Source organism: Kribbella sp. NPDC056861 (assembly GCF_040687575.1).
Taxonomy (GTDB): Bacteria; Actinomycetota; Actinomycetes; order Propionibacteriales; family Kribbellaceae; genus Kribbella.
The window spans coordinates 151,689-166,379 of the sequence record NZ_JBFBNQ010000010.1; the positions used below are offsets into that span (position 1 = coordinate 151,689).

At 68.7% G+C, this 14,691-nt stretch carries 14 protein-coding genes; 3 read left to right on the forward strand and 11 right to left on the reverse strand.

The annotated features are described in order from the left end of the window. Positions 1–40: 40 nt before the first annotated feature. Together AB0P21_RS39660 and uvrA are read right to left on the reverse strand one after the other, a co-directional pair. Positions 41–835 (reverse strand): GAF and ANTAR domain-containing protein, encoded by a 795-nt coding sequence (locus AB0P21_RS39660; RefSeq protein ID WP_363704396.1) that lies wholly within the window; start codon positions 833–835, stop codon positions 41–43. Between the two features lie 97 nt (positions 836–932). Then, positions 933–3,434: an excinuclease ABC subunit UvrA gene (gene uvrA, locus AB0P21_RS39665; protein WP_363704398.1), complete on the reverse strand. Its 2,502-nt coding sequence runs from the start codon at positions 3,432–3,434 to the stop codon at positions 933–935. Between uvrA and AB0P21_RS39670 the strand changes: the two genes are divergently transcribed. Beyond that, positions 3,433–3,615 (forward strand): hypothetical protein, encoded by a 183-nt coding sequence (locus tag AB0P21_RS39670; protein WP_363704400.1) that lies wholly within the window; start codon positions 3,433–3,435, stop codon positions 3,613–3,615. The genes uvrA and AB0P21_RS39670 overlap by 2 nt on opposite strands. A gap of 2 nt (positions 3,616–3,617) precedes the next feature. On the opposite strand, the gene AB0P21_RS39675 is transcribed toward AB0P21_RS39670, so the two are convergent. The 5 genes from AB0P21_RS39675 to AB0P21_RS39695 form a co-directional block, all read right to left on the reverse strand. Beyond that, positions 3,618–4,292, reverse strand: a complete 675-nt coding sequence (locus AB0P21_RS39675) for a type 1 glutamine amidotransferase domain-containing protein (RefSeq protein WP_363704402.1) — start codon at positions 4,290–4,292, stop codon at positions 3,618–3,620. Positions 4,293–4,295: 3 nt separating this feature from the next. Next, positions 4,296–5,471 carry a ferritin-like domain-containing protein gene (locus AB0P21_RS39680; protein WP_363704404.1) on the reverse strand — a complete coding sequence of 392 codons (1,176 nt, stop codon included), beginning with the start codon at positions 5,469–5,471 and terminating at the stop codon, positions 4,296–4,298. 72 nt (positions 5,472–5,543) lie between these two features. Further along, positions 5,544–7,109 (reverse strand): DJ-1/PfpI family protein, encoded by a 1,566-nt coding sequence (locus AB0P21_RS39685; protein ID WP_363704406.1) that lies wholly within the window; start codon positions 7,107–7,109, stop codon positions 5,544–5,546. Positions 7,110–7,116: 7 nt separating this feature from the next. After that, positions 7,117–7,656 (reverse strand): type 1 glutamine amidotransferase domain-containing protein, encoded by a 540-nt coding sequence (locus AB0P21_RS39690; RefSeq protein ID WP_363704408.1) that lies wholly within the window; start codon positions 7,654–7,656, stop codon positions 7,117–7,119. 27 nt (positions 7,657–7,683) lie between these two features. Then, a complete protein-coding gene (locus AB0P21_RS39695) occupies positions 7,684–8,469 on the reverse strand; it encodes a cupin domain-containing protein (RefSeq protein ID WP_363704410.1) in 786 nt (261 codons plus the stop codon). A gap of 400 nt (positions 8,470–8,869) precedes the next feature. Here AB0P21_RS39695 and AB0P21_RS39700 point away from each other — a divergent pair, with 400 nt between their 5' ends. After that, a complete protein-coding gene (locus AB0P21_RS39700; protein ID WP_363704412.1) occupies positions 8,870–9,553 on the forward strand; it encodes a type 1 glutamine amidotransferase domain-containing protein in 684 nt (227 codons plus the stop codon). A 43-nt stretch (positions 9,554–9,596) separates the two neighbouring features. On the opposite strand, the gene AB0P21_RS39705 is transcribed toward AB0P21_RS39700, so the two are convergent. Genes AB0P21_RS39705 through AB0P21_RS39720 form a run of 4 tightly spaced genes read right to left on the reverse strand, consistent with a single transcriptional unit; the run spans position 9,597 to position 13,678 of the window. Then, a complete protein-coding gene (locus tag AB0P21_RS39705) occupies positions 9,597–10,484 on the reverse strand; it encodes a LysR family transcriptional regulator (protein WP_363704414.1) in 888 nt (295 codons plus the stop codon). Then, entirely contained in the window at positions 10,481–11,845 is a 1,365-nt protein-coding gene (locus AB0P21_RS39710) for an MFS transporter (RefSeq protein WP_363704416.1), read from the reverse strand. The genes AB0P21_RS39705 and AB0P21_RS39710 overlap by 4 nt, the downstream gene beginning before the upstream one ends. After that, on the reverse strand, positions 11,845–12,642 hold the full coding sequence (locus AB0P21_RS39715) for a VOC family protein (protein ID WP_363704418.1): 798 nt from the start codon (positions 12,640–12,642) through the stop codon (positions 11,845–11,847). Before AB0P21_RS39715 ends, AB0P21_RS39710 begins: the two co-directional genes overlap by 1 nt. Positions 12,643–12,688: 46 nt before the next feature. After that, positions 12,689–13,678: an aldo/keto reductase gene (locus AB0P21_RS39720; protein ID WP_363704420.1), complete on the reverse strand. Its 990-nt coding sequence runs from the start codon at positions 13,676–13,678 to the stop codon at positions 12,689–12,691. A gap of 78 nt (positions 13,679–13,756) precedes the next feature. On the opposite strand from AB0P21_RS39720, the gene AB0P21_RS39725 reads away from it, so the two are divergent. Beyond that, entirely contained in the window at positions 13,757–14,653 is an 897-nt protein-coding gene (locus AB0P21_RS39725; RefSeq protein WP_363704422.1) for a LysR family transcriptional regulator, read from the forward strand. Positions 14,654–14,691 lie beyond the last annotated feature (38 nt).

Below are 14,691 nucleotides of genomic sequence, written 5' to 3' on the forward strand. Positions count from 1 at the left end.
GCCTTTCCGGACCAGGAGATGACATGTGCGTCGGGTGGGCTCATTCATGATGGTCGTCCTCGGGATGGAAGGTCACCCGCCGGGCGACCACGTCTTCGGAAAGCTGCACCAGCGGACGTTCCTCGGCGTAGGCGCGGGCCCGCAGGAGCAGCAGCGCCTCGTTGATGCTCACCGAGGCCTGCACGGAGACGACGCCAGTAGCCTGATGGATCGACCGGTGAGAATCGGCGGCGTCGGCCAGGTGAGGGTGCAGTCCGCCCGGCGCAGCGTCGTACTGCAAATCCAGCAGAATCGTCGTCGCGGCGGCCGCGTAGTCGAGCGCTTCGGCCAACTGCAGGCTGTCCAGCGGGCCAGGAGTGTCGCGGTACAGATCCATGACGCCGAGCCGGATGGCACCGACCTGCAAAGGGAACGCGAAGACCGCTGCGATTCCGGCTCCGGCTGCCTCGGGCGCGAACCCGGGCCAGCGAGCCGTCGCCCGGGCAAGGTCGTGTTCCAGCACCGGACGCCGGTCGTGGAAGGCGGTCAGACACGGGCCTTCCCCGAGCGTCTGCTGCAGGTTCTCCATCACCTCCGCCGGCCCCTCGGTGGAAGCAAGCGTTCCGCCGTGGCCCCGCGGAGTCATCAGCGCTACACCTGCTCCGCTGACCGGCACCGACCTGGTCGCCGACATGCACAACCTGCGCCAGACCGTGTCACCGTCGAGACCGACAGGATCCGGCTGGTCGGCAGCCAGTACCTCGAGCAGGATCTGGCGTACCCGCAGCGACGCCACTGCCTCACATCCGTCCTCGGCCGGTACTCGCGCGCCGTACCCGGCGGACCGTGATCGCACGGTCCTGACGTCGCGCGTCCACGGTGCCCGCTCTCGCGACTTTTAACACCCCGCCACGCGGCACGAGGACAAATCCGGCTGACCGGTCACCACAGCATCAACCGCCGAACACTGCAGGTGGTTGATGGGCCAGCCGGCGTGCGAGGTACGGCGCGGTCGCACTGCCCTCCGTCGCGGCGACGTCGGCGGGGGTGCCGGTGGCGACCACCCTTCCGCCCGCGTCGCCACCGCCCGGACCGAGGTCGATGACCCAGTCGGCGGTGGCGATCGTGTCGAGGTCGTGCTCGACGAGGACGACGGTGTTGCCTGCCTCGACGAGTAGGTGCAGTTGCCGCAGCAGCAGGGCGATGTCGGCAGGGTGGAGGCCTGCCGTCGGCTCGTCGAGCAGGTACAGCGCGTGCCCGCGGCGAGCGCGCTGCAGCTCGGTGGCCAGCTTGATGCGCTGCGCCTCACCGCCGCTGAGCTCCGTCGCGGGTTGGCCCAGCCGCAGGTACCCCAGGCCCACTTCGCGCAGCGTCTCGAGGCTCCGGGAGGCCGCGGGGACGTCCGCGAGGAATTTCGCCGCGACGTCGACGGTCATCGCCAGCACGTCGGCGACGGTCTTGCCCTCGTAGGTGACCTCCAGCGTCTCGGCGTTGTAGCGAGAGCCATGACAGGTCGGGCACGCCGCATAGGTCCCCGGCAGGAACATCAGCTCGACGGCCACGAATCCCTCGCCCTGACAGGTCTCGCACCGGCCTTCGGCGACGTTGAACGAGAACCGGCCGCCGCCGTAGCCGCGGGCCTTCGCCTCGTCCGTCGCCGCGAACAGCTTGCGCACCGCGTCGAACATTCCCGTGTACGTCGCCAGGTTCGACCGCGGCGTACGCCCGATCGGGCGCTGGTCGACCACGACGAGACGGTCGAACGACTCGAGTCCCGACGCGTCCTCCACGTCGATCTCGAGGTCGGCCTGTTCGGGGTCATCGGGCGCCAGGCCCAGGTGGCGGCGTACCAGCTCGGCGAGCACCTGCGTGACCAGCGTCGACTTTCCCGACCCCGAGACGCCGGTGACCGCAGTCAGCACGCAGAGCGGGATGTCGACCGAGACGTCGGTGAGGTTGTGGCGGGAGACGCCGCGCAGGTGCAGGTAGCCGTGCGGGGCCCGTGGGGTGTGGTCGAGGGTCTCGGCGCGCCCGAACAGGTACTTGCTCGTGGCCGACTCCTCGACGTCCTCCAGGCCGGCCACCGGCCCGCTGTAGAGCACCCGGCCACCGCCCTCCCCCGCGCCCGGCCCGATGTCGATGACCCAGTCGGCACGTCGTACGACGTCCATGTCGTGCTCGACCACGAAGAGCGAGTTGCCCGACGCCTTGAGCCGGGCCAGCACGTCCAGCAGCGGCTCGGCATCGGCGGGATGCAGTCCGGCCGAGGGCTCGTCCAGCACGTACACGACCCCGAACAGGCCGGACCGCAGTTGGGTCGCGATGCGCAGGCGCTGGGCCTCGCCGGGCGACAGCGTCGTCGAGGAGCGCCCTAGGCTGAGGTAGCCCAGGCCGAGGTCGAGCAGTACCTCGACGCGCGCGACCAGGTCGGCGCAGATCCGCACCGCCACCTCGTTGGTCTCCTCGGGCAGCTCGGCGACGGGCCGCAGTACGGTGACCACTTCGGCGAACGACATCGCGTTGACCTCGGCGATCGAGCAGCCGGCCACGGTGACCGCGAGTGCCTCTGGCCGCAGTCCGCTGCCCTGACACTCAGGACAGGGCACGCTCCGCACGAACCGCAGCGCCCGTTCGCGCATCCGCTCGCTGGTGGAGTCCGCGAGCACGTGCATGACGTGCTTGCGGGCGCCCCAGAACTTCCCGTAGTAGCTGTGGTCGACCCGGTCACGCTGTGGCTTGATCAGTACCGACGGCTGCTCGTCGGTGTAGAGCAGCCAGTTCCGGTCCTTCTTCCTGAGCCTGCTCCACGGCTTGTCGATATCGATGTCGAGACCACTCACGATGCTGCGGAGGTTGGCGCCCTGCCACGCGCCGGGCCAGGCCGCGATCGCACCCTCGCGGATGCTCAGCGACGGGTCCGGGACGAGGAGGTCCTCGGCCACGTCGTGTACGACGCCCAGCCCATGGCAGCGCGGGCAGGCGCCGGCGGCGGTGTTCGGCGAGAAGGCCTCGGCGGCCAGGTGCGCGGCACCAGGCGGGTAGGTCCCCGATCGTGAGTAGAGCATCCGTAGCAGGTTGGACAGCGTCGTGATCGTGCCGACCGTCGACCGGGAGCTCGGCGCACCACGCCGCTGCTGGAGGGCGACGGCCGGCGGGAGTCCGGTGATCTCCTGCACGTGTGGCGCACCCACCTGTTGTAGCAGCCGACGGGCGTACGGCGCGACCGACTCGAAGTACCGGCGTTGCGCCTCGGCGTACAGGGTGCCGAACGCGAGCGACGACTTGCCGGATCCGGAGACGCCGGTGAAGGCGACCATGGCATCGCGGGGGATGTCGACGTCGACGTCGCGCAGGTTGTGCTCGCTGGCGCCCCGCACGTGCACGAAGGTGTCACTCGGGTCGTAGGTCACGAACCATCTTGACCCACTGCGCGCGGAGAGGAGAATCCGGGACATGACCTCCTACCGGTTTTTGGACGCCATGGGCAACGTCGTCGAAGAGGGCGACTTCGACGACCACGCCGCAGCGCTCGCCTGGGCGAGGGACGGCGACCACGACGAGGACGTGCAGCGGGTCGAGTATCTGGACCCGGGAGCACAGCGCGACTGGCGCTGGGCGGGTCCGCTGCTCGATTGACATCATCGGTTCCAGACGTCCACCAGGCATCTCGCCAGCTTGGCGGCCGAGGCTGGGTTCTGGCCGGTGATCAGCCGGCCGTCGGTGACGACGTGTGCCGTCTTGTCCGGCCCTGAGCTGTAGAAGGCACCGCTGTCCTCCAGCGCACCCTGCAGACTGAACGGCACCACGATATCCAGCCCCCGCGCTGCCTCGTCGACCTCCGGGAACGAGGTGACCCACTTGCCGGTAACCAGTCGGCTGCCGTCGCTCAGCTCGAGATCAACCAGTACGGCGGGCCCGTGGCAGATCGCCGCGACCACTCCCCCGGCCTCGTAGACCGACCTGGCGATCGTGTGCAGCACCGAATTGCCGTGGAAGTCCCACATCCCGCCGTGACCGCCGACGAAGTACACCAGGCGATAGTTGCCTGGATCAACTTCATCGGCCGGGATCGTGGTGCCGAGGGCAACCTGGACCAGCGGATCGGCCAGGAACGCAACCTCCGAAGGCTGTTCCGGATCGTGGCCGACCATCGGTGGCCGGCCGCCCTCGACCGAGGCCAGGTCGATCCGATGGCCGGCCGCCGTCAGCTCCTGCCAAGGCAGCGAGGTCTCACCGAGATGAAAGCCCGTCGGCCGGCCGGTGTCCCCGAGTTCTCCGTGGCTGGTGAGAACGAAGAGCGCTCGCTGCCCCATCGCTCACCGGCCCCGGTTCAGGCTGGTGTTGAGGAACCGCGGTCCGTAGTACAGGGGTTCCGAGAAGTCAGACAGGGACCGCAGTTCAGCCGCCTCCAGCGGATACAGCTCATCGAGCTTCGCCACCACCGCGGGCGGCACCTGCTGCCGGAGGATGTTGAAGCAGGAGATCACCCGCAGCTCGTTCATCTCGAAGACCGCCCGGCCGAGACTCGGCCACGACTGGTCAGCCGGACCGTTCCAGGCGTCGTCGAGGGCGGCCAGCATCCGGGTGTACGCCGCGTCGAAGGCCCGCAGCTCACGTAGTACGTCGACACCGTTCGGGTCGAGCCGCAGGATCGCGGCATAGCCGTCGGCCGGTACGGCGAGGGAGTTGATGACCGTCGGCCAGGCGATCTTGGCACCCCGGAAGTAGCGGCGTTGCCCTTCCGCCGTGATGGTGTCGAGCTCCGGGTCGTCGGGACCGGAGTACGTCCGGCCGAACCTCAGCTCGGCGAACCGCGCGTAGTGCGACAGCTCGTCCTGCGAACCGGCTCCGGACGACAGCGTGCTGGCGCCGAATCCCTCGCCCTGGTCCATGATCAGGTCGAGACTGGCGAGGATCTGGCCGACCGGGTCGCTGCCCTTGGGGTCGATCACGGCATAGCCGAGGTTCCCGCCGACCTGGTTGGCGACCCGCCCACCGCGGATCGCGCCGGCGACGAGATCCACGTTCGCCTCGATCGCCGCCTTGATCTCGGTGTAGAAGCTGCCGATCGTCGGATACCTGAGAGCCTGCTGGTCGGCCGGCAGCAGCTCCACCGGCGACTCGATCCGCATGAAGGTGTCGAGCTGTTTGCGGGACAACCGCGCGAACCTCGCGGTCAGCCCCGGCGCGACCGTGCCGGCCAAGCCGGTATGGATGGCGGTCGGGTCGAGCTGCCTGATCCGCGGCGACCCGCCGATGGCGGCCAGTGCGTTGCAGGCCGCGGCCATGTGGAGCATCTCCTCCATCAGCACCGACCGCAGCGTGTTGTACGCCGGATAGTTCTGCACCTCGAGTGAGTACATCGCCGCGGAGTACAGCGGCATCGTCGCGTGTTCGATCGAGACGGCGCTCTGCAGCGCGCCGCGGATCCAGTGCAGGTCGCGGGCCGCGGCCGGCTGGCGCTGGGTCGGAGAGAAGGCTGACTGGGACATCGGGCTACCTCACTGGTCGGAGTGGCAAGAGGGTGGTGCCGTGCCGCGCCGGGAGGCACGGCACGGCGTTGCTCAGCTGGCGGGCAGCAACATGTCCTCGAAGAGGTCCTGGAACGACTTCTCCAGCTCGGGGTGTTCGTAGAACTCCGGTCCGACCGGTTCGAAGATGACCTCACCGAGGCCGCTCAGGGTGTCGAACATCATCGAGACGATGGTGCCGACCTCCCGGCCGAGGTAGTGCGCGACGATCGCGACCGCGCTCCCGTTGACGCCGTACGAGCCGGTGGCCGTCCAGATCCGCTCCTCCGGGCTGCCGATCCACATCCGCCGGCTGGTCGGCACGTTGTAGCCCTCGCCACGCAGTCCGCGGGCCACCGCGGCGACGCAGGTGATCGGGTTCCCGCCGAGGATGCCGGCCCGGGCCAGCACCCCGACTCCCGAGCAGTTGGCGGCGACGACCTTCCCTTCGTCGTGGTGCCGGCGGACCAGCTCCAGGACGCGTTCGTTCTTGGCCATCTCCCCGGAGCCGACTCCGCCCGGTACGTAGAGCAGGTCGTAGGTGCGGGTGTCGTCCAGGGCGGCGTCCGGCACGACCTGGGTGCCCATCTGCATGGTGATGACGCCCGGGGTGACGGCAACGAGTTGTACTTCGAGGCTCTCCGGGGCGGTCTCCCGCTCCCACGGCGAGATGGCGCCGCTGACCACCATCGCCGCGCCCTTGAAGATCTCCAAGGGGGTCAGGCAGTCCTGCTCGCTCACCTTGTCGTAGGCCAGGACGCCGATCGAGCGGATCAGCGGGGTCTCGGGCTCGGGTTCGGGCGTGCTGGTCCGGGTCCGGCCGTTGCGGCGGAGGAGCTCCGGTTTGGTCATCGTCATAGTGGTTCCGATCTGTCGAAGTCTCGATGGTTGGGAAGCGGCCAGCTGGACGGAGCCGAGCTCGGACAGCTCGAGCGAGCGAATGCCCTGTCTCGTTGCCTCGGCCCGGTGCTCCGGGATCTGATAGCCCCATTGCGCCCAGAACACCTGCGCTCCGGTACTACGAACCCGCGCCGCGTTGGTCAGGTTGTCGTCGATGAAGATCACGTCGGCCGGCGCGACCCCGGCCTGCCGCGCGAGTCTGCGGACGGCCTCCGGTTTGCGCGAACAGTCCCCGATGACGGCCGTCACCGTGCGGTCCAGCCGATGGCGGCGCAGGATCTCCCAGACCGAGGGTTCGTCCTTCGCCGTCACCACGGCGACCTTGCCCGCGTGCCGCCTGAGCAGTTGCGGCACACCGTCGTACAGGGTGTGCAGACCGAGCCAGAAGTCGGGCTCGGTCTCCCGGAGCCGGTTGCGGACGGCCGTCGCGCGAGTGACGAACTCGGCGACCGCGCGCTGGTCCAGGGAGGCGAACAGCCGATCGAAGTCGGCCTGCGTCCGGACCTCGTCCGCGGCCGGCGATCCGGCCACCGCGAAGTGGTCGAGCAGCCGCGAGTAGTTGCGGATATGGGCGAATCGCTGAACGAACGCGGCGGGCACCTGGTCCAGCAGGACCGGACCGGGCTCTGGCGGGACCCGGTCCCGAAGTCCGAACCAGGTGACCAGCGCGCACTCCTCCAACGCGTCGCAGATGACGCCGTCGAAGTCGAGGATCAGCATCGGACCGCTAGGCCGCCGGCTTCTCGACGGTCTCGAAGACGGCCCGCATGAAGGCGCCCACGTAGGCGTAGTACGAGCAGGTGATGATGTTGCCGTCGACGATCACGTCGCTGTCCACGACGGTCGCGCCGGCGTTGATCACGTCGTCGCGCAGCCCGATGTAGGCACACGCGGTGCGGCCCTTGAGGACGCCCGCGCTGACCATGATCCACGGACCGTGACAGAGCCCGGCGACCACCTTTCCGGCGTTGTCCATCCCGGCGACGAAGTCGAGCACCCGATGGTCCTGCCGAATCCGGTCGGGCGCCTCGTGACCGCCGGTGAGAATCACCGCGTCCCATTCGCCGTCGGCCAGGTCGTCGAACGCGATGAGCGGTTTGGCGGTCTTGTCCATCGGTAACGGAACGCCGTATTTCCCGATCACCGGATCACCCTCTTTGGTGGCCACCGCCACCTCCCAGCCCTCTTCGATCAGCCGGTAGTAGGTGTAGACCACGTCATGGTCCTGGAATCCCGGACCGGTAATGATGACCGCGCTGTGTGACATTTGTGTGAACCTCTCCGTGAACAGGTGTCAAGCAAGTCGGGAAATGCACAGGTACGGCAGTTCGACATCCGGACGTACCACTTCACTGCTGGTATTGGTGAGAATCTCCACGTCCAGCCGCACCACGCCGGACACGCACAACGGCACGTAGAACAGATCGGCCGGCCGGCGCCGGTAGAACACATCCATCCCGGTCCGGATCTCGAAGCCGAAGCGCCCGTCCGGAGTACTGCCCCGCAGGTGCGCGTTGGCCTGCTGCGGCACCCGGCGCATCGGGTGTTCGGGCCGCTCGATCGCCTCGGACTCGTAGGACTTGCCGGTCCGGTCGTAGTCGTCGCGCAGCCGGAGCAGGTCGAACTTGTTCCGCGGCACCTCGATCTCGATCAGCTCGAGCGGCTCGTCGCCGGTGTTGCGGGTGCCGTGGAAGGCGCCGCCGGCGATCCGCATGATCGTTCCCGCCCGGACCGGGACCTCCTGCCGGAGTCCGGTCGTGACGCCTTGCCCACCAAGGCACAGCAGATAGGTCAGCTTGCGCGGGTGGACGTGCATCGACGTGCCGTGCGGTGCGTCGATGTGCAGCGCCCAGAAGTCGAAGAAGTCGTCGACGTAGGCGCGGTACTCGTACCCCCAGGGCTTGGGGATGATCTCGTTCAGGTGCAGGTCTACGTCGAACTGTTCGTTCAGCGGCCGGCCACCCCGGCGGACCAGCCGCTTGAGCTCCCGGATGTCTTCCTTGCCGGCTTCGAACCGGACCGGTTCCGGTCCGGCGCCGAGCGCCGGCGCGATCCTCTCGATACTCGATGATGCAGTCACGAACACCTCACATGGTCGGCCCCACAGGGCAGTGGGAATGCAGCAGCAGGGCGCCGGAATTGTGGTCTCCGGCGTCGCTTCGACGGTGATTCGAAATTTCTGGAAATGTTTGCTTTTGTCCAGATGCGCCCTCCCCCGAGGTGGTGGGCCTTGCGACTCGGCCCGACTCAAGAAACCATAGACCGCCTGACGGGTCAACAGATATCTCAGTGCCCCGAAGATTATCTGTGGGCGAGGTCACAGTGGTCGTGGATTGCATTTGCCTGGTACGTCCCGAAATGTACGCACAATAATGGCGATCAGGTTTTCGATGACTTTCCATCAGGAATTGTATTGGTGATTAACACAACGATTTCCTAGACTCCGTCGGGAGCTGTCCCATGCCTATGAGGAGTAACTAATGCCGAATCTTCCGCAGCGCGTGCTGCTCGCGCTGACCAGCCAGGACCACCTCGGTGAGCACGGTGGCCCGACCGGCTACTACCTGCCCGAGGCCGCCCACCCGTGGCAGGTGTTCACCGCGGCCGGCTACCAGGTCGACTTCGTCTCGATCGCCGGTGGCAAGCCGCCGATGATCGGCCACGACCCGGCCGACGAGGTCCAGAACGCCTTCCTCGCCGACGCCGCCGTCCAGCAGAAGTTGCAGACCACACCGACCCCGGCCGAGGTGAAGGCCGGTGACTTCGCGGCCGTCCTGTACGTCGGCGGCCACGGCACCATGTGGGACTTCCCGGACCAGACCGACCTCAGTGACCTCGCCCGCGAGATCTACGAGACCGGCGGCGTGGTCGCCGCGGTCTGCCACGGGCCGGCCGGGCTGGTGAACATCACGCTGTCGAACGGCCGGTACCTGGTCGACGGCAAGGAGTTCGCCGGCTTCACCAACGACGAGGAGGACGCGGTCGGGATGACGGCGGTCGTCCCGTTCCTGCTCCAGGACAAGCTCGAGGAGCGCGGCGGCAAGCACCTCAAGAAGCCGAACTTCGAGCCCTGTGTCGTGGTCAGCGAGCGCCTCGTCACCGGACAGAACCCGGCCTCCGCCAAGGGTGTGGCGGAGGCTGCGCTCGAGCTGCTCGGCGGCTGAACCGCAAGTAGCCATCGGGTTGTCCGCAACCCGATGGCTACTCCTACCAGAACTTCGCCTCCGTCATCAGATGACGCCACGCGACCTTCACCTGTGGTTGACACGGTCCCGTCCGGTTGACCAGGTACAGCATGTTCCTCGGCGGGATCACCGGATCGTAGAGCCGCACCAACTGCTCCGACCGGATCGCGTCCGCCACCAGGTAGGTGGGCAACACACTCACGCCCGCGCCGGCGGTCACCGCCGCCAGGGCCGCATGCAGATCCGGTACGACGACGGCCGGCCGCATCCGTGGCTGGCGGTTGAAGGCGGTCGTCCAGTACCGCCCGACGATCGGCAGACCCTCCCCGATTGACACCAACGGCAGTTGGTCCAGCGCGGCGCCGCCCTCGGCGGTGACATCGTCCGGCAACTGTGCCGCCCAGCAGGCGCCGGCGACCAGCACGAACTCCTCCTCGAAGAACGGCTCGACCGTGAGCCCGCCCTGCCGTGGCCGGGCCGTTGAGACCACGAGATCGTGCCGGCCGGCCACCAGGCCTTCGATCAGCTGATCCGGTGGGCCGAACGAGGTCCGTACCCGCAGCCCGCGCTCGATCAGCCCGGCCAGCGCGGGGATCACCTTCGCCGTGGTCAGGTCGGGTGGCCCGCCGAACTGGAGCGTCTGGTTGCCGGAGTCGGTCACCAGCAGCCGGTCGACCACCTCGTCGAGCGCGTCCAGATGCCGTCCCAGCTGACCGGCCAGTTCGTCAGCCACGCCGGTCGGTGTGACACCGCCGGCGCGTCTGACGAACAACTGCTTCCCGAGCTTCTCCTCCAGGGTCCTGACCTGGACCGTCACGGTCGGCTGGGACAGCCCGAGGTGCGCGGCTGCCCTGGTCAGCGAGCCGACCCGGTGAACGGCGAGGAACGTCCGCAGCAGATCCAGGTTCACGACTGTTGCTGGCGTCGGACGGGGATCGAGAGCGAAACGGCGACCAGGGCCAGTGCCGCGAGGATCACGCCCGCCGTACGCAGCGAGGTGAGTGGGCCGAGGACCGCCACCCCCAAGGCGGCACCGGCCTGCCGGGAGGCGTTCAGAGCGCCTTGTGCCGAGGCGGCGTACTCCGTGGGCGCGGCCACCGACATGTCGGCCGTCGCCGCCGGGATCGCCGTCGTACTGGCGAGGACCAGGGCGATCTCCGCGACGACGATCCAGAGCAGCGAGGAGTGCACGCCGACCCCGGTCAGCAGCAGCCCGGCGAGGACGTCACAGCTGAGCCCGAAGATGATCAGCCGCCGGGCGCCGAAGGTCGCGATCAGCCGGCCGGTCACCATCGGCAGCACGCACATCGGCAGCGTCATCGGCACGAAGGCCAGACCGGTGTCGAGCGCGCTGAAACCCCGCTCCCGCTGGTACCAGAGGGTCAGCATGAAGAGCATTCCGTAGAACACCAGCGTCGCCGCGGTCGCCGCGACGATGTCGAGCCGCACCTGGGCCCGGGCCAACAGGGCCGGCGGCAGCACCGGGTGTTCGGCTCGCCGTTCGACCTGGACCAGCACGATGACCGCCACGACGGCCAGCGCGAGACTGATCAGTGGCGCCGGGCGACCCCACCCGTTGGTGCCGCCGTCGATCAACCCGAAGGTCAGGCAACCCAGCAGGACAACGGACAAGGTCACCCCGGGCCGGTCCAGCGGCCGGACCTTCGGCGGTACGACGTTCGCCACCCCGAGCACCAGCACCAGGGACAGCACCGCGATGGGCGGGTTGACGAGGAACACGAGTCGCCAGCCGCCCAGCGTCACCAGCAGACCGCCGAGCAACGGACCGGCGAGCAGTCCGCTGCTGGTGACGGCGGCCCAGGTGCCGATCATCTTCGCCCGGACCGCAGGCTCGGGGAACATCGCGACCAGCAACGCCAGTGACGCCGGGACCATCCCGGCCGCCGCGATCCCCAGCAGCGCGCGGCCACCGATCAACGCTCCGATGTTCGGCGCCGCCGCACAGAGCAGCGAGATCACGGCGAAGGCGATCAGCGAGTAGCGGTAGAGCCGGCCGGCGCCGAAGCGGTCCGAGACCGCTCCCGACGCCAGCAGCACGCCCGCGAAGACCACCGTGTAGGCAACAGATGCCCAGGGCAGCAATGAGCCGGCGGCGTGCAGGTCCTGCTGCACGTCGGGCAGGGCGACGTTGAGGATCGAGGTGTCCAGCAGGACCAGGAAGTTGCCGGCCGAGATGCCCAGGAAGGTGATCAGCCGGCGCCGGCTCGCCACCCGGTCCGGTATCGTTGCCGGTGGCAATGGTGTGGTCATCAGGCCCCGACCCCTCCGGGCAGGACGCCGGTCCGGGCCCACTCGGTGAGCGGGTCGACGGCGTCGGTGCCGACGTACTCGATCCGGTTGCCGAACGGATCGGGCGAGGTGATCATCGAGAACGGGGTCGAGCCCTCCTCCATCCGGAAGACCGCGTCGACCCCCGGGCCGCTGGTGCGCAGCCAGTCGAGTCGCGCGTCCATGTCCGGCTCCCAGTACGCGTGGTACAGGATCTGGCCGCACTTGTCCGCGGAGACGATGCCGTCGCCGTTCGCCTGGATCAGCTCGAGGTACGGCGGCTCGGTCCGCGACAGCACAGCGGTGAGCTCGAAGGGGTGCGGGTCGGGGTCCTCCAGGCGCGGGATGCTGAACACCCCGGGCTCGGTGAACCGCAGGTCGAAGGTGTCCGCGTAGTACGCGATCGCCTTGTCCAGATCAGGAACCACGATGCCGGTGTGGAAGAAGCTCGGCTCGACCGTCGGCGCGAACCGGTCGCCGAACTTGACCACCGTCGGTGGCTCGACCAGGCAGTCGAGCAGTTCGGGGATGAAGTCGGCGAGGTACTGGCTGGCGCCGTGCTGGGCGAAGGCGACCTCGTCGCGGTAGGTCTCGATGCAGAGCCGCCGGGTCGGGTCGGTCCCGTCGACCACGTAGTCGAAGCGGGTGCAGCCGGGTTCGTGCTGGGCGATGTTGTCCATCAGGCCGGCCATCAGGGCGTCGAGTTTCGCCTCTTTGCCGGGCTGGACGCGCTGTTCGGCGGTAACGGTGATCATTGATGCCTTCCCCTTGGTCGTCATGATCGATCCGGCGGGCGGGCGGGCTCCGCCGTGTGTGAGGTGGTGGTCAGGTGGTGGTGCGAGTCGTGGCCGGTACGGCGAACGAGCGCCGGTCCCCCGCCCACGCGTCCGGCCGGACGGCCAGGTCGAGCCGGTCCAGTTCGGCCGGGCTGAGCTCGATCTCCGCGGCGGCGGCGTTCTCGGTGATCCGGTCGAGCCGGCGGGTGCCCGGGATGGGGACCACGTCGTCCCCCTGGGCCAGCAGCCACGCGAGCGCGAGCTGCCCGGGCGTGATCGACAGGCTGTCGGCCACCGTGCGCAGCGCCTCGATCTGCCGCAGATTGCGTTCGAGGTTGTCGTCCAGGAACCGCGGATCGGTCCGCCGGAAGTCGCTGCTGCCGACGGTGTCGCGGTCGAGGGTGGCGGTGAGCAGGCCTCGTCCGAGCGGGCTGTAAGGCACCAGACCGACGCCGAGTTCCCGGGCGGCCGGGATGATGTCGAGCTCGGGCTCGCGCCACAGCATCGACCACTCGAACTGGACCGCCGTGATCGGGTGGACAGCGTCGGCCGCCCGCAGTTGTTCCGCGGTCACCTCGGAGACGCCGAGGTACCGGACCTTGCCGGCGTCGATCAGCTCGGCCATCGCCTGGACGGTCTCGCCGATCGGCACCTCGGGATCGACCCGGTGCAGGTAGTACAGATCGATGACGTCGACACCGAGGCGTTCCAGCGACGCGTCGCAGTAGCCGCGGACGTGCTCGGGGCGCCCGTCGAGCGAGACGCCCTGCTCGGTCCGGACGATGCCGAACTTGGTCGCCACCTTCACCTCCCCCCGGTTGGCCAACTCGGCCAGGGCCCGCGCGACCACCTGCTCGTTGTGCCCTTGGCCGTAGCTCATCGCCGTGTCCAGCAGGTCGACCCCCAGCTCGACCGCCCTGTGCAGTGCCTTGATCGACTCCCCGTCGTCGGCCGGTCCGTAGCCCTGGGAGAACCCCATGCATCCCAGTCCCAGCGCCCCGGCCGTGAATCCCCTACGTCCCAAGTGTCTTTGCTGCATGGGTCAACGGTGCTGGCTGCCGAGACATAAGTCCAAGACCGGTTTGCGCTGCGATCTATCGTGATCCACGATGAATGGATGGAGCTACGCCAGCTGGTCTACTTCGACGCGGTCGTCCGTCAGGGCGGCTTCACCCGCGCGGCGGAGAGTCTTCACATAGCCCAGCCGGCGATCTCTGCGCAGATCCGGCGGCTCGAGACCGAACTCGGCACCGTGCTGCTCGAGCGCAGTACCCGGCGGGTTTCCCTCACCCACGCCGGGGAGTTGTTCTGGGCCCGCACCCGGCGCGTTCTCGACGAGCTGGACGGCGCCCGCGCGGAGCTCGAGCAGCTCTCCTCCGTACTCCGGGGCCGGGTGCGCATCGGCGCCACCCAAGTGATGGGCACCCTCCAGCTGGCGATCCAGCTGGCCGACTTCCGCCGCCGCTACCCCGGCCTCGGCCTGTCGCTGCGGTCCGGCCTGATGGAGATCCTGCTCGAGGCCCTCGACAACGGCGAACTCGACGTCGTCCTCGGCCCGATCCACGCCGACCTGCCATCGCGGTACATCGCCAGACCGCTGGTCGAGGAGAGCCTGGTCCTGGTCAGCCCACCGGGCCACAGACTCAGCGACCCCGCCGGCAGCCTCGCCGCGGCCCGCAACGAGAGCTTCGTCTGCCTCCCGACCGGCAGCGGGCTGCACGACATCCTCACCAAGGCTGCTGCCGCCGCAGGCTTCGTCCCGCGCATCGAGTTCGAGACCTACAGCCCCGCCAGCATCCGCGAACTCGTCGCCGCCGGTCTCGGCGTCGCCCTAGTCGCAGCCTCCGCGGCCCACGCCCCCGGCCCCCCGGTCGAGATCTACCCCGTCTCCCACCTCACCCACCCATCCATCGGCCTGATAGTCCTCGACGACCGCCCCCTCACCCCGGCAGCAGGCGCCTTCCGCGACTTCCTGGCCCGCACCCTCCCCACCCCACCCGACCCCACCGACTGACCGGCGGAGATGTGGGTGCCTCAGGTTCGGGCGGCGGG